Below are 20179 nucleotides of genomic sequence, written 5' to 3' on the forward strand. Positions count from 1 at the left end.
TGGACAAGCGCCCGCGCTTCTGACCTAGTTCGTCCCAAGGCCCACCGCGCTTCGGCGCAATGCGAGGCAGGACCATGGGGACGGATCGGACGTTCGGCGGCATGGCCGTGCTGTTGCTTGCCGGCAGCAGCGTTTTTCTCGCACCGCCCGCTACCGGGCAGACCGCGGAGGCAAAGAAGCAGGACGAACTCATCGTTCGCGGTCAGCGCATGCCGGCCGCGGAGGCCCCGCGCTGGGCGACCTGCGAGATCCTCGCGCGCAATCCCTATTTCGCCGCCCTGAACGGCGCCGCTGCCACGAACGGCGTGCTGGGACCGCCGGTGTTCCTGCCCACGCGGCTGCCGCGAAACCCGGACTATGGCGCGCCGCCGCTGGTGCCGCCGGGTGCGCCGCTGCCCAAGCCACCGAAGAGCCGCTTCGGCGCCTCCATCCTCTATTCCGGCCTGCTCGCCTCCGCAGGCTATACCGCCGATGCAGGTGCAGACGGCAGCGCGGAGGCGGCAAGCACCGGCACCGTTGCGCAGAGCCCTGCGTCGGCCGACGATGTCGCGGCCGCCTGTGCCGCGCGCTATCAGCCCAACAGCGGCAGCGCGGAGGTGTCCGGCCGCCCGTCGAGCATCCCCATCGAATTCGCCGGGCCAACCACAAAGACCAATACCGCCGCCTCGCGCATCGCCCATGACGACACGCTGCCGATCGCGCTCCTGCTGTTCGACCAGCGGCGATTTGCCGAATCCCTGATCTGGTTCAAGCGTGCCGCCAACAAGCTTCCTTTGGCCGCCGGGGGCGACGAGGCGGCACTGTATATCGGCAAGCTGCTGTTGATGGGTCCGCCGGCGCTGCGCGATCCGGCCGCAGGCATCCGCTGGCTGGAAAAGGCGGCCACCGCCCGCTTCAGCCCGATCACCGACACGCCGATGTTCAACCCCGGCGTGCCCGAGCTCAACACCGCCTCGGGCGAGGCCTCGGTGATCCTCGGCAACATGTACCGCTCCGGCTATGGCGGCATTGCCAGGGACGCAGCGGAATCCCGCAAATGGTTCGCCCGCGCGTTGGCGGTGGGGCATGTGCCCGCCGCCAAGATGCTCGGCGACCTGTATCGCGATGGGGTCGACGTGCCGCGCGATCCTGCCAAAGCGGCCGCCTATTACCGCGAGGCGGCCAGGCTCGACCTGCCCGCCGCGCAGGTAGCGCTGGCCCGCTTGCTGGAAGCCGGTGACGGCGTGAGGGCCAACCCGGCGGAAGCGCTCGCCTGGTACCGCGCGGCAGCCCGCCACGAAAATCCCGACGCCCTGTATGCGCTGGCCCGCGCGTATGATCTCGGGCAGGGCGTTGCTGCAAATGCCGGGGACGCTCTCGGCCTCTACAAGCGCGCTGCGCTCGCCGGCAGCGCGAGCGCGATGACCGCGCTCGGCACCTATTTCTACGAGGGCAAGCAGGTCGCCCGCGACGCAGGCGCCGCCCGCCGCTGGTTCGAGCAGGGGGCACGGCGCGGCGACGCCGACGGCATGGTCGACCTCGCGGCGATGCAGATCCAGGGGGAGGGCGGCGACCGGGAGGTGGTGCAGGCCTGGCTATGGCTGAAGCGCGCTGCGGCGCTGCGCCATGCGGCGGCACCGAATGCCGCAGCGGCCCTGGAGCGCCGCATGACGCCGGCAGAGCGCGCCGCCGCTACCGCCGCCATCGGGCAGCGCTGAGCCTTCCCCAAGAGTCATCCCGTCTGCGGAACGACGGGGCGGGCTCGTGCATTCCTCGCGCAGCAAGCATGTGTCCAGAAGGAATGCCGTTGATGTCCGATTCGCCCGAAACCACCAGCCTGCTCGTCACCGCCCGCGTCGAAGGGCTCAAGGTGCGTAGCCGCGATGGGGACTCGCTGGGGCAGGTACAGGCCTTCATGGTGGAGAAGGGCAGCGGTCGCACGCTGTACGCCGTCCTCAGCCTCGGCGGCTTCCTGGGCATGGGCAAGAGCTATTACCCCCTGCCTTTCGAACTCGTGTCCTACGACGTGACGGGCGACGATTATGTGGTCACGATCGACCGCCGCGTGCTCGAAGGCGGGCCGAGCTGGGCAAGCAACGCGCCCGAATTCACCCAGGCCTATGCCGATCGCGTCTCGAACTATTACGGCCTTTCCGCTGCCCGCGTGGACCGCGTACCATTGGATTGAGGCGAACCCGCCGGCGCTGCGGCCGGGGCGCGGGCGCCCCGCCGCAGACCCCGCGCCATCGCCTCGACACCCACCCATCGTACCGCACGTTTCGCGAAGGCGATACTGGCGTCGAAGCCGCCCAAGGCCGTCAGCAGCAACCGGTTGGCGAGCCTGGGGCGTAGCAGCAACAGGTCGACACAAGCGATGCCGCCGCTGGCCATCTGGCGCTTGTGCTGCCCCTCGCCCTCGGTGAAGTCGAACCAGCTGAAACGATCCTCGAAAAGGTCACGCAGCGCCTCCAGCTGCAGCACGGCGCCGGGCGACAGCGCCGCCGCGTCGGGATCATGGCCGACATGGCTGTAGAGCAGCGTATCGCCAACCGCCGTGCAGCAGAGATAGGCAATCGGCCGCGCCCGCAGATAGAGCAGCCACGCACGCACCGCATCGCATGCTGCGCGTTGCTGCAACATCGCGAGATCCTCTGGCAGGCCTGCCCCCAGTAGGCGCTCCTGATAGGTGCGTGCCGACAGCGCCCGCGCGACCGGATGGAAGGCGGCCAGTTCGTCGGGCGACCGAAAACGCCGTATGTCGAGCGCCCCGCCGGACGCCGCCGCGAGCCGCTTGGCCTTTCGCTTCAACCCCTGGCGCGTGTTGCCGGAAAGCCCGCTGAACCAGTGATCGAAGCCGGCGGAAAGGTCCACGAAGCTGCGCGTGTAGCGCTGCCGAACCAGGGCCAGCATGCCCTCGCTCCGCATCGCGGCGATCTGGGCTTCGGGCAGCGAGGTGAGCAGATATCCCTGCGCGTCTGCCGGCAGACGCGGGAGGGCGGCAGGCTGCCCCTCGCGTGCCTCGCGCAACGTGAGCGCCACTCGCACCAGCCGGGGCCGCAGCGTGAGCAGCGTGCGCGCGCCGATCATGAAGCGCAGCGGCACCGGGACGACGGCGCTCACCCCGCCCGCTCCTCGATCAGATTGGACCAGAGCTGCTCGGCCTGGCGCAGGCTGGTCCGCAGATAGCTGGAGACGAGCGGCGCATCCGTCTGGTGGAGCGGCAGCAGTGGGCGATCGGCGAAATGTGCGGTGGGCAGCACCGCGCGCCGCGCCGCCAGCATCCGGCACAGTGCTTCGAAGCGGCGGACATGCACCCCATTGGGCCGGGTGCCGGCACGGTTGGCGAGTTCGAAGCCATGGCTCACGATCGTCACCGCCGCATGGCGCGCCCGCACGGCATGATCGAGCGCCGCCTGCATCTCGCGCACCGACAGCGCACATATCTGAAAATGGCGCAGTCGCGCGCCGGCGTCGATCAACGTCACCGGCACTTCGATCATGCCCTGGTGCAGCACCGGCGCGATGTGGCGGGGGGCGAGCCCGATCGCACTCGGCCAGGGATGTTCGGAGCCGTCATGGCTGGAATCATAGACAAAGCCCTGCGCGGCAAGCGCCGTCAGCGTCGCATCATTGGCGGCATAGCTGCCGGCGCGAAACGCGATCGGCGCGGGTGCGCCCGCCTGCATCAGCAGCGTCCGGGCCTGGGCGATCAGGCGTGCCTGTTCCGCCGGGCCATAATCGATCAGCTCGAACCGGCCCGGCAGCCGGGTGCGATCGCGCGCGCAGGCGCCAGTCCAGTTGGGGTGCAAGTGCAGCTGCACTTCCTGCCCCGCCGCCCGGATCGCCTGAATCACGGCGGTGATCGGGGCGAGCCCGTGCACCAGCGCCGGCATCGGATCGACAAAGAAACAGGCCTTCAGGCCGTGCGCCGCCAGCCGCTCGAGCTGCCAGCCGACGCCCACGCCTGCCGGTTCGAAGGACCGCGCGACCATTTCCGCCGGATCGAGACCGGCGACGTGGTGGCGCCACATCAGCTCGGTATCGATCGTCAGGAACACAAGGGGCATGCCGGGTCTCGCTCGCGCCCCGCCCGGGGCCGGTCGAGATCCGGCCTAGCCCAGCCATCATGAAGAATTCACGAAAGCCTCAAGGCTTGATCCCGAACCGGGCATAGTCGCCATCGACCCGCGGCCAGATCATCCGCGCCGCCGCCAGATCCTCCGCCGCCGCCTTGTCGCCGGTCTTGCCGCGGATCACCCCGCGCAGGAACAGGCTGGAGCTCTGCAGCGGTGCGACGTCCAGCGCGGCGTTGAGATCGGCGAGGGCATCGTCCATCCGCCCCATGCGGAAATAGACCATGGCGCGGCTATCGAGGATCGAGGCAGGCTGTTCGGCCAGCTCGATCGCCTTGGTGCAATCCTTCAGCGCACCGTCCAGGCCGATATTCCCCGTCCCCTTGATCCAGCAGCGGCTGTTCAGCAGCATCGCATTGCCCGGTGCCTTGGCGATCACCGGATCGAGCACCGCCACCGCATCGGCGGCATGGCCCGAATCACCCAGCAGCTGCGCCTGCAGCGCGACGAACCCGTTCCGTTCGCTGCCGCCGCGGGCGACCCGCTCGGCCGCCATCTGCACGGCAGCGTCCGGCTGGCCGGCATTGGCGGTGTAGGTCGCGAGCAGGCTTGCAACGCCGCTATCGCCCGGATCGAGCGTCTTCGCCGCCTGCGCGTCGGCAAGCGCCCCCTTGTCGTCGCCCATTGCCGACTTGATGCCCGCGCGCTGGCTGTACAGCGCCACGCTCGGCTGGATGCCGATGGCGTGATCGAGATCGGCCAGCGCGGCCTTCCACTCCCAGATGCCGGCGTGGAAATTGGCGCGGCTGCTCCAGGGCTCGACCTCCTTGGGATTGGCCGCGATCGCCGCGGCATAGACGTCCAGCAGCGGCTTGAGCGCACCGCTGCGCTTGGCCTCCATCACCGTCTTCCAGCGCGGTGCGGTATTCTCCGGCGCCAGCGCGGTGAGCAACCGCGTCTTGGCGAGTGCGACCTGCGCCTTGGTCTCGGCAACCTTGGCGGGCGCCACCTCCGCCAGATCGGGGCTGCTGCGATCCTCGATCCGCAGTTCGCCCTCGCCCAGCGTCACCTTGCGCGACAGGGCACGGCCCGCCAGCGTCGCGGGGAGGGTCTGGTCGCCATCGAAGGTGAAGCCCTTGCCGGCCGGCAATCGGATCCGCCAGCGCGCCACGGCGCTGCCATTCTCGTTCACCGCCACGGGGATGTCCTGCCATTCGGGGCGGGCCCGATCCGGCTCGAACGAAAGGCTGCTGATCGTCTTGTCGAGCACCGCGCGCAGCCGGCCGTCCTCCCGATGCCACGGCGAGCCCGCGATGCCGCGGATGCGGATCGTCGCGCTGGCGGACTCGGCATCATAGGCGATGCTGCGATCGGCGATCAGCGAATCGCTGAGGAAGCCGCTGGCGAAGCTGGTCGCCATCTGGTCGAGCTGTTCCTTGGTCGCCTGGCCCGATCCGGCGTGGATCGCTTCGGCCAGCGGGCCGCGCACCAGCAGCTGGATCGTGAACGGCGTCGGCAGGTCGAGGCCGGCGCGCTGGTCCATGTCGATATCCGCTTCGAAGGTCGGCCGCCCGGGCGCACGCACCGGCAGCGCCATCAGCGCGGCGCCGTCCGGCCGTACCGGCAGCACGTTGCGGAACGGCGGCACATCGCCAAGATCGGCAATCCGCGCACCGCTGCTGGTGCCGTCCAGCCACAGGCTCTGGCCGTCGATCGTCGCATGGACCAGCACATGGTTGAACGCGCCCGGCGCCGGCAGGCGCGCAGGCACCACGTCGCCCGCCTCGGTGTTGGCGAGCACCGGCTCCGCCTGGATGTCCAGCGCCCGCAGCAGCGCCAGCAGCAGCAACGTCTTGGCCTTGCAGTCGCCATAGCGGCGCGACCAGGTCTCGGCTGGCGCCTGCGGCGTGTAGCTGCCGCCGTCCATCCCGACGAACAGATAGCGGACATCGTCCTGCACGAGCCGCAACGCAAGCGCCGCGCGAGTGCGTGCATCGGGCGATTTGTCGCGTATCTTCGCCACTTCGGCGGCGAGCGGGCTGCCGGCTGCGATCAGCCCCTCGGTGCGATAGAGCGGCGCCATCACCTTCGATACGGCCTGCCAGTCGGCATAGCTCGATGCCTCGATCAGCGTCATCGGCTTGAACCGCGGCGGTGCGTCGGCGGGAATTTCGGGCTGCTTTGCCAGCGGCATGGCAATGTCGATCAGCTGGTCATCGCCCTCGGTCACCGGCTTGGCCGCATTGCCCGCCATGTGCACCTTCCAGCCGAGCTTGCTGCTTTTCGGCCAGGAAAGGCGGGCGCGGGCGAACTGGGCGCGCATCGGATCGGCGAATAGCGGCAGGAACGCCTGGGCATTGCCCTGCAGCGCCGCATCCTTGTGCGTCGTCGAATAGCTGAGCCGCAGCACGTCGCCGACGCGCAGACCCTCGACCGCCAGGCTGGCGGTGAGTGTGCCGTTGATCTGCCACTGCTCCAGCTGCTGCTCGCGGCGCAGCACCTGAAAGCGTTGACCGGCGGCGACCAGGTCGATCCGCTCGCCGCCGCGGATGATCTCGACCCGGTGGATAATGAGGTCGCCAGCGTCCGGCTGCCAGGGCAGCGTGACCGTGCCGACATTGCTCAGCATCTGTGCCGAGACGACGCGCTGCGCCTGGTCGAAATAGGTCCATACCTGCCCGTCGGCGATCCGTGCCTGCTCGTCGAACAGCACGATCATCGGATCGCTTTCCGCCGTGCGCTTGGGATCGGGCGCCGGCGCCGCCTTCACCCAGCCCGGCGCCGCCTGATAGAGCGGCTTGTCCCCCGCATGCGCCACTCCGGCCGTGGACAACAGCACGGCCACCAACAGCTTACGCCCCCGCATTCTTCCCAATCCCCCAGATATCCGTGGGGAAGAATGTACCGGTTCGGACTCGCCGCTCAACCCTTTCCTTCAAGCGACGCCGGCCGTCAGGATTTGATCCCCCAGCGGGCGTAGCGCGCGTCGACCTGCGGATCGAGCAGCCGTGCATCCGCCAGGTCGGTCGCGGCTTCCTTCGCCCTGCCCTGCCGCGCAGCCACCACGCCGCGCAGGAACAGCGTGCCCGACGCATTGGGGCGCTGCTCCAGCGCCGCATTCAGATCGGCCATTGCCTCGTCGAGCCGGCCCTGGCGGAAATAGACCATCGCCCGGCTGTCCAGCGCCATCGCGGCGTTCTGGTCGCTCAGCTCGATCGCACGGGTGCAATCCTTCAGCGCGCCGTCAAGCTGCAGGTTGAGCGTGCCCTTCAGCCAGCAGCGGTTGTTGAGCAGTCGCCCGTTGCCCGGCTTCTCGCCGATCGCCCGATCGATGGCGGCGAGCGCCGCCGCGCCGTCACCAGCGCGCGCCAGAACGGTCGCCTTGGCGGAGAGCAGCTCGGAGAGGTTTTCGCCCTCCTCTGCGATCTTGGGATCGAGCAACGCCAACGCCGCGTCCTGCTGCCCATCCTCGGCCAGCAGCAGGGTGAGGCGGCCAAGCACCTCGATATTGCCCGGGACCAGCGACTGTGCCGCCCGCAGGTCCTCGATCGCCCCGGCGCGATCGCCCAGCGCCTCGCGCACTGCAGCGCGCTGCGCCAGCGTCTCCGGCTTGGCCGCGATGGCGATCGCCTTGTCGTAGTCGGCCAGTGCCGGCCGCCGCTCGAAGATCATGTTCTCGAACCGCGCCCGCACCACGTAGCGATCCGCCTCGTCCGGACGTTCACCGATATAGGTGGCGTATCGGGCAAGCACCTCGTCATAGCGATGCGCGCGCTTTGCCGCCTCCACGCCGTGCCAGGGAGAAGGGTAGCGTGGCGCGGTGCGCACGCTGATCCGGCGGTTGCGGAAGTCGGCGATCGCCGCACGCGCGGCGGGCAGGTCGGCGGGTGCGATTTCGCCGCCGGCCTGTGCCTGCTCGGTCTCCAGCGTCAGCGCCTCGCCGGCCAGCACCGCCTTCGCGGTGAGGCGCCGCCCGCCCGGCAGCGCCAGATCGAAGGCATTGCCGCCATCCAGCATCAGGTCCCGGCCGCCGTCGGGGAGGCGGAAGCGCAGCGTGGTGCGGGTCCGTCCGGGTTCACCGGTTGCGACCGGCACGTCTTTCCAGATCGCGCGCGAGCGATCGGGCAACTCCGGCACGCGGCCGATCGGCAGCTGGGTGCGGTAGCGAAGATCGCCATAGCCCCAGCGCTGGGTGCCGATGCCGCGCAGCTTCACCGTGGCGGTGCCGACCGCATCGTCGAAGCGGACCGTCGCATCGGTTACCAGCACGTCGCTCGCCGCGCCGGGCATGAAGCCCTGCAGGAAGCGCCGCTGTTCGGCTTTCGGCGCGGCCCCGAGCAGCGCGCGCAGCGACACTGCAACGCTGCCGCGCAGCGTCACTTCGGCATCGATCGGCGCAGGGATGTTGATCCCGCCGCGCAGGTCCATGTCGAACGCGGCGATGCTGTTCGGCCGTACCGGCGCGCGGTTCGGCACCTCGAGCAGCCCGGTTCCCGCGGTGCGCAGCGGCAGCACCCAGTCAAAGGGCAGCACGTCGTCCAGATCCTCCAGCCGCGTGCCGGTGCCGGTGCCATCCAGCCACAGCGTTTCCGTGCCCAGATGTGCCAGGACGAAGATGTGATTGAACGCCGCCGCCGAGGGCAATCGCGCGGACACCAGGTCCCCCGCCCCCAGATTGGCCAGTGCGGGCTCCGCGTCGACGTCGAGCGCGTGGAGGAGCGCGAGCAGCAGCAGCGTCTTCGCCTTGCAGTCGCCATAGCCGAGCAGGAAGGTCTGTGCCGGCGCCTGCGGCACGAGATTGCCGTTCTCCATCCCGCGATAGAGATAGCGCACCTTGCCCTGCACCAGGGCGAGAGCCGCGGCCACGCGTCGCCGGGGATCCTTCTCCGCGGCGGCGATCTTCGCGACTTCGGCCGCGAGCGGGCTGCCGGGTGCGATCAGTCCATCGGTGCGGTATAGTGGCGCGAAAACCCGAGAGACGCTTTGCCAGTCCGCGAAGGTCGACGCTTCGGCGAAAGCGGGTCGGGCGAAGCGGCCGGGCGCACCGGGCGCGGCATCGGGCTGGCGTGGCAGCGGCTGGGTGAACACGATCTCATGCCAGCCGCCCACGTCGCTCTGCGCCGGCGTCGCGCCGACGGGATAGGCCCGCCACTGCACCTTGGCGCTGCTCGGCCAGAGAAAGCGCGTGCGGGCAAAGCCGATCTTGAGCGGCTGCGAGACGATCGGGCCGCCGGCACTGCTGTTGCCCGCCAGCGCCGGATCCTTGGTGGTCACCGAATAGCGTACGTCGAGCACGTCACCCGGTCGCAGCCCCTCCACCGCCAGCGTCGCGGTAAGCCGGCCATCGATCATCATCCGCTCCAGCCCGGCCTCGCGCTGGAGGACGGTGAAGCTGTGGCCCTTCAGCGCGTCGATCCGCTGGCCATCGCGCAGGATGTCGACGCCGTGGACGATGAGGTCGCCATGCGCGGGCTGCCAGTCGATCTTGATCGTGCCGGCCTGCGACACCGCCTGGATCGTCGCCAGCCGGGTAGCGCGCTCGACATAGGTCCAGCTGCCGCCATCGCCGAGCCGGGACTGGACGTCGCCGATCAGCAGCAGCGGCGAGTCGTCGGTGAGCGTGCGCGTGTCCGGCGCGGGCGCCAGCTTCACCCAATCGGGCACCGGCTGGACAAGCGGCTTGTCGCCGGCATGGGCGATCCCGCTGGTGGAAAGCAACACCACCAGCAACGCGGTACGCGACATCGTCATCCCCCGGATCAATCACCACGGACGCGGTGATTCATGTATCGATCAGCGTCTGACATGCGGCGGCCAAAGACGAAAGTGGGCACCTCTAAATTAATCTTGTGTTCACGCGCGTGCGATCAACTTGTATGAACAGCTACCGGGGGGACGGTATGATGACGAAAGCAGTCCTGGGCTGGTTGGCGTTCGCGATGGCAACGCCATGTCTCGCGCAGACCACCCCGCCGCCGGAGGAAAAGAGCCAGATCGTCGTAGAAGGCAAGGCGCCCGCCATCCAAGACCTGCCCATACGGGTCAATCCGAATCCGAACCAACCGGACCGCGTCGAGAGCGCCAGCGGCATTTCGGAAGCGCGGCGGTTCGTGCGCTGCATGCGCGAGATAAACCCCAAGCTCCTGCGCCAGACCATCGACCGGGCCGCCAACGACATCCGAGCGAGATGGTCGCTCGATCGCCTGATCCGGCAGGGCGCCGCCTGCCACGGCTCGATGTTCCACGAACCCCAGCCGGCGTCGCCCTATTATGGCGACTGCAATCCGATCGCGGGCACGAAACTGTGCCGCAGCGTGTTCGACCGTGGGGTACTCTTTGAATACGCGCTGGCCAGATTTGCAGCGGACCTGCAGCTCACGCGCGACGATCTCCGGCAGGAGCAGGTCCGTCTGCGCTTCCTCAAGCGAGAGCTGCCAAAGGTTCGGATGCGTACCCCCGACGACCAGCGCTATTTCGACGTAGTTTCCTGCGTCGTGCAATTGCGCCCACAAGAATCCCTGGAGCTGGTTCGCCTGCCGGAAGGCTCGCCGAAGGAAGGCCGTCTGGAGGCACTGCTGATCGCATCCGCCCCGAACTGCTTCGGCAACGCCAAGAAGGTCACCGTCGATCCGAACCAGTTCAAGCTCTACATCGCCGAGGCGGTCTACAACTGGGCGGTCGCCTTTCGCGCCGTCGACAGCCTGGTGCCGGATCGCTCCTGACCCGGCGCGCCCCTACCGTGAGTGGTAGAAGTCGTAGACCTGCTGCGCCACGCCCGCCGAGACGCCGGGTGCCTTCTGCAGGTCCTCCAGGCTGGCGTTGCGCACCGCCCGCGCCGTGCCGAAGTGCATCAGCAGCGCCTTTTTCCGCGCCGGGCCGATTCCGGGCACCTCGTCCAGCGGGCTGGCACCGATCGCCTTGGCGCGCTTGTCGCGGTGCGCGCCGATGACGAAGCGGTGGACCTCGTCGCGCAGCCGCTGGAGGTAGAAGAGCAAGGGCGCGTTGACCGGGAGCATCCGCTCGCTGCCGTCCATCAGGTGGAACACTTCGCGCCCGTCACGGCCATGATGCGGCCCCTTGGCAACGCCGACCATGCAGACATCCTCGATGCCCATCTCCTCGAGCACCGCGCGTGCGGCGTTGAGCTGGCCCTTGCCGCCGTCGAGCAGCACCAGGTCCGGCCAGTCGCCCTGGCTGCGATCGGGATCCTCGTCCTGCGCGCGGGCGAAGCGGCGGCTGAGTACCTCGCGCATCATCCCGTAATCGTCGCCGGCGATCGTCTCGGGGCGCTTGATGTTGAACTTGCGATACTGGCTCTTGCGGAAGCCCTCGGGCCCCGCGACGATCATCGCGCCGACCGCGTTGGTGCCCTGGATATGGCTGTTGTCGTAGACCTCGATGCGGTTGGGCGGCTCGGGCAGGTCGAACAGGTCGGCCATTTCGCGGAGCAGCTTGGCCTGGGTCGTGCTCTCGGCGAGGCGGCGGTCGAGCGCTTCCTCGGCGTTGCGCTTGGCCTGGTCGAGCAGCCGGCGGCGGGTGCCGCGCTGGGGGACCGAGAGCGCCACCTTGTGCCCGGCGCGCTCGCTCATCGCCTCGGCGAGCAGTTCGGCCTCGGGCAGCTCGCGATCGACGAACACGTTCCGCGCGGGCGGCACTTCCTCGTAGAACTGCATCAGGAAGGCGGCGAGCACCTCGTCCTCGGGCACATCCTGGGTGTGGCTCGGGAAGAAGCTGCGATGGCCCCAATTCTGGCCGCCGCGGATGAAGAAGGCCTCGATGCCGATCACGCCCGACTTGCACGCCTGCGCGAAGATGTCGGCATCGCCGACGCCTTCGGCATTGATCGCCTGGCTGCCCTGGATGAAGGTGAGTGCCTTCAGCCGGTCGCGCAGGATCGCGGCCAGCTCGAAATCGAGATTCTCGGCGGCCGCCTGCATCTGCTCGCCCAACTTGGCCTGGACCTTGGTCGACTTGCCCTGGAGGAAGTCCCGCGCGTCGCTGACCAGCTCGGCATAGCCCTCCTTGTCGATACGCCCAACGCAGGGCGCCGAGCAGCGGCGGATCTGGTAGAGCAGGCACGGCCGGTCGCGGCTGGCGAAGAAGCCATCGGTGCAGCTGCGCAGCAGGAACAGCTTCTGCAGCGCATTGAGCGTCTTGCGCACTTGGCCCGCGCCAGCGAACGGCCCGAAATAATCGCCCTTGGCGCGCCGCGCACCGCGATGCAGCTGGACGCGGGCGAAGTCGTGATCCTGGCGCAGCAGGATGAACGGGAACGACTTGTCGTCACGCAGCAGCACATTGTAGGGCGGCCGATAGCGCTTGATCAGCTGCGCCTCGAGCAGCAGCGCCTCGGCCTCGTTGTTGGTCGTGACGATCGTCATCGACCGGGTCTGCGCGACCATGCGCTGAAGGCGCTTCGAGAGCCGATTGACCTGGGTGTAGTTGGTCACCCGGTTCTTCAGCGCGCGCGCCTTGCCGACATAGAGCACGTCGCCGCGAGCGTCCTGCATGCGATAGACGCCGGGGCGGATCGGCAGCGTCTGCAATACGTTGCGGATCGCGGCGACGCCGGCCTCCAGGTCGGGCGTCTCGGCGCCGCGGACCGCGTAGGTGGCCTTTTCCTCGTTGAACCGCTCGGGGGAATTAGGGTCGTTCATTGCCGCCGATGTAGGGGGGCAAGCGTCGGGATGCCACCCAATCTCAGGCGCGCCGACGCCGCGGAAAACATCGTCATCCCGGCGGAAGCCGGGATCCATTCGCACGGAGCTGGCGGTTCTTCCCCCGAGCGTCCACGGCAATGGATCCCGGCTTTCGCCGGGATGACGGAATGATAGCGCCGGACGCGATGGCTCCGCCCCAGGCGGAGAGGAGATGCCGCGTGCGCCCTACTGCGCCCCTGCCTCGTTCTCGAGCTGATCCACCTGTGCCTCGATCCGGCGCATCGTCTCGTCCGCGCGGACCTCCACGTCCGTGGTGCGCGCATGATCGCTGGCCGCGTGGCGCACTGCCACCACCGCCACAAACGCAGCGAGCGCCAGTGCCACCAGGGCACCGGCGCTCAGCCAGCGATAGGATTTTTGTTCCGCCATCACCGCCCCATAGCATGGGCGGCGCGGCAGGCCAGCTCAGTTGAGCCGGCCCAGCCCGGCGATGGTCTTGTCGACCAGCGCCTTGTCGGCTTCGGCACCGTGCTTCTCCGCGATCACCGCCGCAGCGGCGCTCGTGGCGGCATCGGCGGCCTTGGCGCGGATCGCCTGAATCGCGGTGCGCTCGGCAGCCGCGATCTTGTCCTCCGCCATCCGGGTCCGACGGGCGATCAGCTCGGCCGCATCGGCTTCCGCCTTTGCCTGCATCGCAGCCGCTTCGGCCTGGGCGTTGGCGACGACCGCCTTGGCATCCGCATCGGCGGACGCGGTGCGGGCCTTCGCCTCGGCGAGCATCGCCTCGGCTTCGCTCCGCAGCTTCGACGCTTCGTCGAGCTGGGTACGGATCTTGGAAATCTGCTTGTCGAGCATGGCGCCGATCATGCCCGGCACCTTGTTGACCAGGATGATCAGGACCACCGCCAGCATCGACAGTGCCACGAAACCGGGCGCAGTGATGCCGAACACCGCCGGCTCATGATGGAGTTCCACGGTACCGACCTCGGCGTTGAGGGAATGAGCTTGTTCAGCCATGGGCGAGCGCCGCCTTTACCTTCTGTTCGACGCTGGCGCGGTCGACCGCGACACCCGACACGCGGGCAACGATCGCCTCGACGGCCTCGACGGTCGCCGCCTCGATCTCGCCGATCGCTGCCTGCTCGCGCTCGGCGATGCTGCGGGTCGCGTCCGCGAGCCGTGCTTCATCGGCCGCGGTGGCAGCCTTGAGCTTGACTTCGGCGGCGGTCGCCGCCTGCGCCTTGGCGCCGGCGGTCACCCGCAGCGCCTCGGCACGGGCAGCTTCCAGCCCCGCCTGATAGGCCTCGTCCGCAGCCTTGGCGGCGTCGCGCGCCGCCTCGGCTGCCGCGAGGTCGCCGGAGATGCGGGCGGCGCGATCTTCCATCGTCCGCTCGATCTTCGGCACCATCGCCTTGCCGATCCCGAAGTAGATCAGGGCAAATACGATCGCGAGCCAGAAGACCTGCGAAGCGTAGATCTCCGAAATCTGATCTAACTGGGGCATCGGCCGAGGCCTCCGTTCTGCTTACTTGACGACGAAGAGGATCAGGATCGCGACGACGAACGCGATCAGGCCCAGCAGTTCCGACGCGGCGAAACCGATGAACAGGCGGCCCTGCTGGCCGTCTGCCGCACCCGGGTTGCGCAGCGCGCCTTCGAGGAACGAGCCGAACACGTTGCCCACGCCGAGCGCGGCGAGGCCGATACCGATCGCAGCCAGGCCGGCACCGATGTACATTGCACCCAGATCAGTCATTTCTAGCTCCCTAGATAATTCGGTAAAAACAATAATTCGAAACGGATCGACTTAGTGCAGGTGCACCGCGTCGTGGAGATACAGCGAGGTCAGCAGCGCGAACACATAGGCCTGGATCGCGCAGACCAGCAGCTCGAGCGCGCTGACGCCGACGATCATCGCGAAGCTCAGCACGCCGACCACGCCGCCTAGCGGCGTACCGCTGGCGAAGCCCTGGACGACAAAGCTGCCGAACACCTCGAGCAGGATGTGCCCGGCGGTCATCGCGACGAACAGTCGCAGACCCAGCGAGAACGGACGCACCAGGAACGAGATCAGCTCGACGGGCACGATCACCGGCATCAGCCACACCGGCGCGCCGTGCGGCACGAACAGCGAGAAGAACTTGAAGCCGTGCTTGATCAGGCCGACCGCGAGGACGATGCCGAACGAGAAGAACGCCAGCACCGCGGTGACGGTGATGTGGCTGGTGACCGCGAAGGTGTGCAGCCCCGGCAGCACCGCCAGCGGCAGCACGCCGACCAGATTGGCGAACAGGATGAAGAAGAACAGCGAGAAGATGTACGGCGCGAACTTCTTGCCGCCCTTGCCGATGTTCACGCTCACCATCGAGTCGATGAACCCGACCGCGCCTTCCACCATCAGCTGCCACTTGCCCGGGATCAGCTTGCGCTGCAGGCCGCCCACCATGAAGATGAACAGCAGCGCGGCGACCACGAACATGAACAGCGCCGAGTTGGTGAAGGAGATGTCATAGCCGAACAGGTCGATATGCCGGCCCAGTACGGGCTCGACCTTGAACTGCTCCATCGGATCGATTTTGCCGGCGCTCACTCTGCGCGCTCCTTCGAAATCTTGTAGATGTTGCGAAACGCCACGATCACGCTGAGCACCAGCAGGATCAAAAGCCCCCAGGGGCTCGTTCCCAGCCAGCGATCCAGCGCGAAACCGATCACCCCGCCGCCCAGCGGTGCGCCGATCAGTTCGGCGAGCACCCGCGAGCCCTGCTTATAGCCCTTTTCGGGCTTGCGCACCGGCGTCTGACCCTCGCGCACCGCCGCCTTCGCATCGGCGATGCGACGGTCGAGGTCGGAACGGATAGGGTCGTCAGACAAAGCGAGCACGGCGATCCAGATATGAAAAAGCCGCCGCGCAGCGGGCGGGCGACATACAGCACCGCAAGCCGATGGCCGCGATGTACGGGCGCTTTAGGAAGACCAATCGACCGAGTCAACCGTTGCGGCATGTCGCGCTTCATCACCGATTCATGCGGCAGCATCGCCTTCGCACCCGCGGAAATCCGCGACTTACAGTCATTGCGATGCAGCGCAAGATGGCGGCAGAGCAGGCGCGGAGCGTACATTGCCGAGAGCCTTCCGTATCTGCATAGTTGCGGGAATGTCCGCCGATCCGCCCGATAATAGCGGTCACCGCGCACGCCTACGCCAGCGTCTGCTGGAGGGGGACCCCGATGCGTTGCTCGACCACGAACTGATCGAGTATCTGCTGGCGCTCACCATTCCGCGGAAGGACACCAAGCCGCTCGCCAAGACCCTGCTGAAGGAGTTTGATGGACTGGCCGGCCTGCTGGCGGCCGATCCGGAGGCAATACAGCGGATCGAGGGGATTAAGGACACCCAGGTCGCGGCGCTGAAAATCGTCTATGTGTCAGTCCTGCGGCTGCTGCAGGGGCGGGTGCGCGAGAAGCCGGTGCTCGCCAACTGGCAGGCGCTGCTCGACTACCTGCGCGCGGACATGGCCCCGCATGTGATCGAGCGAGTACGCGTGCTCCATCTCAACAGCCGCAACCTGCTGATCCGCGACGAACTGATGAACGAGGGCTCGATCGACGAGGCGCCGATCTATGCACGGCAGGTGATCGCCCGCGCGCTGCATTTGGGCTCGGCGGCGCTGATCCTGGTCCACAACCACCCGTCCGGGGACCCAAGCCCCAGCCGCGCCGACATCGACGTGACGCGCAAGATCATCGAGGCCGGCAAGCCGCTTGGCATCGGCGTGCACGACCACATCATCATCGGCAGCGAGGGCCATACCAGCCTGCGCGCGAAAGGGCTGATGTAGCGGCGCCGGGACACGCTACCGCAACTGCACTTCACTCCCCCGCGAGGCGGAGGAAACGTCCGAAGCTTATTTCTTCCGCTTGAAGTCCACCGAGACGACGTTCGAGCCGTCCTCGACCGGCTTGGCCACGGGGCCCTCGCCGTCATTCTCGGCGTCGTCATGCTCGTGCGGCTCGGGGCCTTCGGGGCCTTCGCTCGCCTGGAAGCGCAGCTCGAAGTTCACCGCCGGGTCGTGGAAGCCGGTGATCGCCGCGAACGGAATCGTCAGGATCGACGGGATCTGGTTGAAGCTGAGCCCCACCGAGAATTTCCGATCGTCCACCGTCAAGTCCCAGAAACGGTGCTGGAGGACGATGGTCATCTCGTCCGGGAACCGCTCCATCAGCCGCTGCGGGATGTCGACCCCGGGCGCCTGCGTCTTGAAGGTGATGTAGAAATGATGCGCCCCCGGCAGGCCGCCGGTCTGCGCCACCGATCCGAGCACACGGCCCACCACGGCGCGCAGGGCTTCCTGCACGATTTCGTCATACGGAATCAAACTATCGGGCACGTTGCCGGTCATGCCCCTTGGGTAGCGGCTGAAAAGTTGGGGTCAAGATTGCATGCGTCGTCATCGGCGTTATGTGCACGGCCATGCGCACCGCGACCATCAGCCGCAAGACGAGCGAAACCTCGATCGACGTGACCGTCAACCTCGACGGCACCGGCATCTACACCATCCACACGGGCATCGGATTCTTCGATCACATGCTCGAGCAGCTGAGCCGTCACTCGCTGATAGACATGGACGTGAAGACCGTGGGCGACCTCCATATCGACCAGCACCACACGGTGGAGGATACCGGGCTTGCGATCGGCGAGGCGATTGCGAAGGCGCTGGGCGACAAGAAGGGCATCCGCCGCTACGCCGACGCGCTGTCGCCGATGGACGAGACGCTGACCCGCGTCGCGATCGACATTTCCGGCCGCCCCTATCTCGTGTGGAAGACCGAGTTCAGCCAGAAGAAGCTCGGCGAGATGGACACCGAGATGTTCGAGCACTGGTTCCACAGCTTCGCCCAGACTGCGGGGCTGACGCTGCACGTCGAGACGCTCTACGGCAGCAACAACCACCATATCGCCGAAGCCGCCTTCAAGGGCCTGGCCCGCGCGCTGCGCGAGGCGGTGGAGATCGATCCGCGCAAGGCGGACGCCATCCCGTCGACCAAGGGAGTGCTGTGATGATCCTCGTGCTGCTGACCTACAAGGTAGACATTTCCGAGATCGACGTGCTGCGCCCCGCGCATGTCGACTGGCTCAAGCAGGGCGTTGCCGATGGCCGCCTGCTCGTCGCGGGCCGCAAGGTGCCGGTGACCGGCGGCTTCTTCATGGCGCAGGGATCGCTGGACGAGGTGAAGGCCTGGGCTGCGGGCGATCCCTTCGCCATCGCCGGTGCGGCCGATTATGACTTCATCGAAGTCGCCCCGAGCATCCTCGCACCGGGGCTGGAAGCGCTCGGCCAGTGACCGTCGCGCTGATCGATTACGGCGCGGGCAACCTCCATTCGGTGCACAATGCGCTGAAGGCGGCGGGCGCTGCCGACATCGCGGTGACGGCGGACCCCGCAGTCGTGCTGACCGCCGACCGCGTGGTGCTCCCCGGCGTCGGCGCGTTCGGCGCCTGCGCCGCCGGCCTGCGCGCGCTGCCCGGCATGATCGAGGCGCTGGAAACCCGCGTGCTGCGCGACGCGGTGCCGTTCCTCGGCGTGTGCGTCGGCATGCAGCTGCTCGCGACCACCGGCGAGGAGCTGGGCAGCCATGCCGGGCTCGGCTGGATTCCCGGCACCGTCCGCCAGTTGCCCGCGAGCCCCGAGCTGCGCGTGCCGCACATGGGCTGGAACGATGTGGTCCCCACCGTCGACCATCCGCTGATCGAGCGTGGCGAGGCCTATTTCCTCCACAGCTTCGCCTTTGACGGCGACGCGGTGCTCGCCACCACCGAACATGGCGGCCCGGTGACCGCCGCGATCGGCCGCGACAATATCGTCGGCCTGCAGTTCCACCCGGAGAAGAGCCAGCGCTACGGCATCGCGCTGCTCGAACGATTCCTCGCCTGGAAGCCCTGAGATCCCTATGACCCTGCACATCTTCCCCGCCATCGATCTCAAGGCCGGCCAGGTCGTTCGCCTCGCCGAAGGCGACATGGCGCGCGCCACCGTTTACGGCGACGACCCCGCCGCCCAGGCCGCGCTGTTCGCCGAGGCCGGCGCCGAGTGGCTCCACGTCGTAGACCTCGACGGCGCCTTTGCGGGCGAATCGGTCAACGGCCTCGCGGTCGCCAACATCCTCGCGAAGACGCCTGCCAAGGTGCAGCTCGGCGGCGGCATCCGGAACCATGAATCGATCCGCCGCTGGCTCGACATGGGCGTGACCCGCGTCGTGATCGGCACCGCCGCGCTGGAGAATCCGGAGCTGGTCCGTGAAGCCGCGCGCGCGCATCCCGGCCAGATCGTCGTCGCCGTCGACGCCCGCGACGGCATGGTCGCGACGCATGGCTGGGCCGATGTGTCGGACGTCAGCGTGGTCGATCTCGCCCGCCGCTTCGAGGATGCGGGTGTCGCCGCTTTGCTCTTCACCGATGTCGGCCGCGACGGGCTGCTCAAGGGCTGCAATGTCGAGGCGACCGTGGCGCTCGCCCGTGCCGTCTCGATCCCGGTGATCGCCAGCGGCGGCGTGACGGACATCCACGACATCCATGCGCTGCGGAAGCACGTGAGCGACGGCATCGACGGCGTGATCTCGGGCCGCGCGCTCTATGACGGCCGGCTCGACTTGGCCGAGGCGATCGAGGCCGGGCGATGACCGTCCGCGCCCGCGTCATCCCCTGCCTCGACGTGGCGAACGGCCGCGTCGTCAAGGGCGTCAACTTCGTCGAGCTGCGCGACGCCGGCGATCCGGTCGAGCAGGCCCGCGCCTATGACGCGGCGGGCGCCGACGAGCTCTGCTTCCTCGACATCACCGCCAGCCACGAGGCGCGCGGCACGATCCTCGACGTGGTGCGCCGCACCGCCGAGGTGTGCTTCATGCCGCTCACCGTCGGCGGCGGGGTGCGCAGCGTCGAGGATGCCCGCGCGCTGCTGCTGGCCGGCGCGGACAAGGTCGCGGTGAACAGCGCCGCGGTGTCGCGGCCGGAAGTGGTCGCCGAGATCGCCGACCGGATGGGCAGCCAGTGCGTCGTCGCCTCGGTCGACGCACGGCGGACCGGCGACGAGCGGTGGGAGGTGTTCACCCATGGCGGCCGCCGCGCAACCGGCATCGACGCGGTGGAGCACGCACTGCGCCTCGCCGAACTGGGCGCGGGCGAGCTGCTCGTCACCTCGATGGACCGCGACGGCACCCGCGACGGCTATGACCTCGACCTGATCCGCACCATCGCGGGCCAGGTGACGGTGCCGGTGGTCGCCTCGGGCGGCGTCGGCGGGCTGGACGATCTGGTGGCAGGCATCCGCGACGGCCATGCCTCGGCGGTGCTGGCGGCGTCGATCTTCCACTTCGGCCAGGCGACCATCGCCGAGGCGCATGCCGCGCTGGCAGCGGCGGGGATTCCGGTGAGGGGGTAGGTGGCACGTCCGCTTCCGCCCCAGTACCCGCC

At 68.2% G+C, this 20179-nt stretch carries 21 protein-coding genes; 9 read left to right on the plus strand and 12 right to left on the minus strand.

The window, feature by feature from the left end; all coding sequences use genetic code 11:
* Positions 1–74 precede the first annotated feature (74 nt).
* Positions 75–1697, plus strand: coding sequence for a tetratricopeptide repeat protein (locus OIM94_RS09170; RefSeq protein WP_264609754.1), 1623 nt, complete (start codon positions 75–77; stop codon positions 1695–1697).
* Positions 1698–1789: 92 nt separating this feature from the next.
* Positions 1790–2167: a PRC-barrel domain-containing protein gene (locus OIM94_RS09175; RefSeq protein ID WP_264609755.1), complete on the plus strand. Its 378-nt coding sequence runs from the start codon at positions 1790–1792 to the stop codon at positions 2165–2167.
* On the opposite strand, the gene OIM94_RS09180 is transcribed toward OIM94_RS09175, so the two are convergent.
* The 4 genes from OIM94_RS09180 to OIM94_RS09195 form a co-directional block, all read right to left on the minus strand.
* Positions 2122–3099 carry a GNAT family N-acetyltransferase gene (locus tag OIM94_RS09180; RefSeq protein WP_264609756.1) on the minus strand — a complete coding sequence of 326 codons (978 nt, stop codon included), beginning with the start codon at positions 3097–3099 and terminating at the stop codon, positions 2122–2124. The genes OIM94_RS09175 and OIM94_RS09180 overlap by 46 nt on opposite strands.
* On the minus strand, positions 3096–4046 hold the full coding sequence (locus tag OIM94_RS09185; protein WP_264609757.1) for a polysaccharide deacetylase: 951 nt from the start codon (positions 4044–4046) through the stop codon (positions 3096–3098). The genes OIM94_RS09180 and OIM94_RS09185 overlap by 4 nt, the downstream gene beginning before the upstream one ends.
* Before the next feature lie 79 nt (positions 4047–4125).
* Positions 4126–6918 carry a DUF3857 domain-containing protein gene (locus OIM94_RS09190; RefSeq protein WP_264609758.1) on the minus strand — a complete coding sequence of 931 codons (2793 nt, stop codon included), beginning with the start codon at positions 6916–6918 and terminating at the stop codon, positions 4126–4128.
* 86 nt (positions 6919–7004) lie between these two features.
* Positions 7005–9803 carry a DUF3857 domain-containing protein gene (locus tag OIM94_RS09195; RefSeq protein WP_264609759.1) on the minus strand — a complete coding sequence of 933 codons (2799 nt, stop codon included), beginning with the start codon at positions 9801–9803 and terminating at the stop codon, positions 7005–7007.
* 125 nt (positions 9804–9928) lie between these two features.
* On the opposite strand from OIM94_RS09195, the gene OIM94_RS09200 reads away from it, so the two are divergent.
* Positions 9929–10774: a hypothetical protein gene (locus tag OIM94_RS09200; protein WP_264609760.1), complete on the plus strand. Its 846-nt coding sequence runs from the start codon at positions 9929–9931 to the stop codon at positions 10772–10774.
* A gap of 12 nt (positions 10775–10786) precedes the next feature.
* On the opposite strand, the gene uvrC is transcribed toward OIM94_RS09200, so the two are convergent.
* From uvrC to OIM94_RS09235, 7 genes are all read right to left on the minus strand, one after another.
* A complete protein-coding gene (gene uvrC, locus OIM94_RS09205) occupies positions 10787–12709 on the minus strand; it encodes an excinuclease ABC subunit UvrC (RefSeq protein WP_264609761.1) in 1923 nt (640 codons plus the stop codon).
* Positions 12710–12937: 228 nt separating this feature from the next.
* Entirely contained in the window at positions 12938–13141 is a 204-nt protein-coding gene (locus OIM94_RS09210) for a hypothetical protein (protein WP_264609762.1), read from the minus strand.
* A gap of 36 nt (positions 13142–13177) precedes the next feature.
* Positions 13178–13729 (minus strand): hypothetical protein, encoded by a 552-nt coding sequence (locus OIM94_RS09215; protein ID WP_264609763.1) that lies wholly within the window; start codon positions 13727–13729, stop codon positions 13178–13180.
* On the minus strand, positions 13722–14216 hold the full coding sequence (locus OIM94_RS09220; protein ID WP_264609764.1) for an ATPase: 495 nt from the start codon (positions 14214–14216) through the stop codon (positions 13722–13724). Before OIM94_RS09220 ends, OIM94_RS09215 begins: the two co-directional genes overlap by 8 nt.
* A gap of 21 nt (positions 14217–14237) precedes the next feature.
* A complete protein-coding gene (locus tag OIM94_RS09225; RefSeq protein WP_010544368.1) occupies positions 14238–14450 on the minus strand; it encodes a F0F1 ATP synthase subunit C in 213 nt (70 codons plus the stop codon).
* Between the two features lie 69 nt (positions 14451–14519).
* The gene (locus tag OIM94_RS09230) at positions 14520–15302 is read right to left on the minus strand and encodes a F0F1 ATP synthase subunit A (RefSeq protein ID WP_264609765.1); all 783 of its coding nucleotides are present in this window, start codon (positions 15300–15302) and stop codon (positions 14520–14522) included.
* The gene (locus OIM94_RS09235) at positions 15299–15592 is read right to left on the minus strand and encodes an AtpZ/AtpI family protein (RefSeq protein ID WP_409530247.1); all 294 of its coding nucleotides are present in this window, start codon (positions 15590–15592) and stop codon (positions 15299–15301) included. Before OIM94_RS09235 ends, OIM94_RS09230 begins: the two co-directional genes overlap by 4 nt.
* Positions 15593–15866: 274 nt before the next feature.
* Between OIM94_RS09235 and radC the strand changes: the two genes are divergently transcribed.
* The gene (gene radC, locus OIM94_RS09240; protein WP_264609766.1) at positions 15867–16550 is read left to right on the plus strand and encodes a RadC family protein; all 684 of its coding nucleotides are present in this window, start codon (positions 15867–15869) and stop codon (positions 16548–16550) included.
* A 66-nt stretch (positions 16551–16616) separates the two neighbouring features.
* Here the strand turns inward: radC and OIM94_RS09245 are convergent, their stop codons facing one another.
* On the minus strand, positions 16617–17111 hold the full coding sequence (locus OIM94_RS09245) for an SspB family protein (RefSeq protein ID WP_264609767.1): 495 nt from the start codon (positions 17109–17111) through the stop codon (positions 16617–16619).
* A gap of 71 nt (positions 17112–17182) precedes the next feature.
* Here OIM94_RS09245 and hisB point away from each other — a divergent pair, with 71 nt between their 5' ends.
* Genes hisB through hisF form a run of 5 tightly spaced genes read left to right on the plus strand, consistent with a single transcriptional unit; the run spans position 17183 to position 20147 of the window.
* Positions 17183–17770, plus strand: a complete 588-nt coding sequence (gene hisB, locus OIM94_RS09250; RefSeq protein WP_264609768.1) for an imidazoleglycerol-phosphate dehydratase HisB — start codon at positions 17183–17185, stop codon at positions 17768–17770.
* The gene (locus OIM94_RS09255; RefSeq protein WP_264609769.1) at positions 17770–18054 is read left to right on the plus strand and encodes a YciI family protein; all 285 of its coding nucleotides are present in this window, start codon (positions 17770–17772) and stop codon (positions 18052–18054) included. Before hisB ends, OIM94_RS09255 begins: the two co-directional genes overlap by 1 nt.
* Positions 18051–18653: an imidazole glycerol phosphate synthase subunit HisH gene (gene hisH, locus OIM94_RS09260; protein WP_264609770.1), complete on the plus strand. Its 603-nt coding sequence runs from the start codon at positions 18051–18053 to the stop codon at positions 18651–18653. The genes OIM94_RS09255 and hisH overlap by 4 nt, the downstream gene beginning before the upstream one ends.
* 7 nt (positions 18654–18660) lie before the next feature.
* Complete coding sequence (hisA, locus tag OIM94_RS09265; RefSeq protein ID WP_264609771.1) at positions 18661–19389, plus strand: 1-(5-phosphoribosyl)-5-[(5-phosphoribosylamino)methylideneamino]imidazole-4-carboxamide isomerase; 729 nt, start codon at positions 18661–18663, stop codon at positions 19387–19389.
* Positions 19386–20147 (plus strand): imidazole glycerol phosphate synthase subunit HisF, encoded by a 762-nt coding sequence (hisF, locus tag OIM94_RS09270; RefSeq protein ID WP_264609772.1) that lies wholly within the window; start codon positions 19386–19388, stop codon positions 20145–20147. Before hisA ends, hisF begins: the two co-directional genes overlap by 4 nt.
* Positions 20148–20179 lie beyond the last annotated feature (32 nt).

The organism is Sphingomonas sp. R1 (assembly GCF_025960285.1).
Taxonomy (GTDB): Bacteria; Pseudomonadota; Alphaproteobacteria; order Sphingomonadales; family Sphingomonadaceae; genus Sphingomonas.

Bases quoted from the DNA above. Each gene is read 5' to 3' on its own strand.
- OIM94_RS09170 (WP_264609754.1), top strand. From the start codon at position 75: ATGGGGACGGATCGGACGTTCGGCGGCATGGCCGTGCTGTTGCTTGCC.
- OIM94_RS09175 (WP_264609755.1), top strand. From the start codon at position 1,790: ATGTCCGATTCGCCCGAAACCACCAGCCTGCTCGTCACCGCCCGCGTC.
- OIM94_RS09185 (WP_264609757.1), bottom strand. From the start codon at position 4,046: ATGCCCCTTGTGTTCCTGACGATCGATACCGAGCTGATGTGGCGCCAC.
- OIM94_RS09190 (WP_264609758.1), bottom strand. From the start codon at position 6,918: ATGCGGGGGCGTAAGCTGTTGGTGGCCGTGCTGTTGTCCACGGCCGGA.
- OIM94_RS09195 (WP_264609759.1), bottom strand. From the start codon at position 9,803: ATGACGATGTCGCGTACCGCGTTGCTGGTGGTGTTGCTTTCCACCAGC.
- OIM94_RS09200 (WP_264609760.1), top strand. From the start codon at position 9,929: ATGAACAGCTACCGGGGGGACGGTATGATGACGAAAGCAGTCCTGGGC.
- uvrC (WP_264609761.1), bottom strand. From the start codon at position 12,709: ATGAACGACCCTAATTCCCCCGAGCGGTTCAACGAGGAAAAGGCCACC.
- OIM94_RS09210 (WP_264609762.1), bottom strand. From the start codon at position 13,141: ATGGCGGAACAAAAATCCTATCGCTGGCTGAGCGCCGGTGCCCTGGTG.
- OIM94_RS09215 (WP_264609763.1), bottom strand. From the start codon at position 13,729: ATGGCTGAACAAGCTCATTCCCTCAACGCCGAGGTCGGTACCGTGGAA.
- OIM94_RS09220 (WP_264609764.1), bottom strand. From the start codon at position 14,216: ATGCCCCAGTTAGATCAGATTTCGGAGATCTACGCTTCGCAGGTCTTC.
- OIM94_RS09225 (WP_010544368.1), bottom strand. From the start codon at position 14,450: ATGTACATCGGTGCCGGCCTGGCTGCGATCGGTATCGGCCTCGCCGCG.
- radC (WP_264609766.1), top strand. From the start codon at position 15,867: ATGTCCGCCGATCCGCCCGATAATAGCGGTCACCGCGCACGCCTACGC.
- OIM94_RS09245 (WP_264609767.1), bottom strand. From the start codon at position 17,111: ATGACCGGCAACGTGCCCGATAGTTTGATTCCGTATGACGAAATCGTG.
- hisB (WP_264609768.1), top strand. From the start codon at position 17,183: ATGCGCACCGCGACCATCAGCCGCAAGACGAGCGAAACCTCGATCGAC.
- OIM94_RS09255 (WP_264609769.1), top strand. From the start codon at position 17,770: ATGATCCTCGTGCTGCTGACCTACAAGGTAGACATTTCCGAGATCGAC.
- hisA (WP_264609771.1), top strand. From the start codon at position 18,661: ATGACCCTGCACATCTTCCCCGCCATCGATCTCAAGGCCGGCCAGGTC.
- hisF (WP_264609772.1), top strand. From the start codon at position 19,386: ATGACCGTCCGCGCCCGCGTCATCCCCTGCCTCGACGTGGCGAACGGC.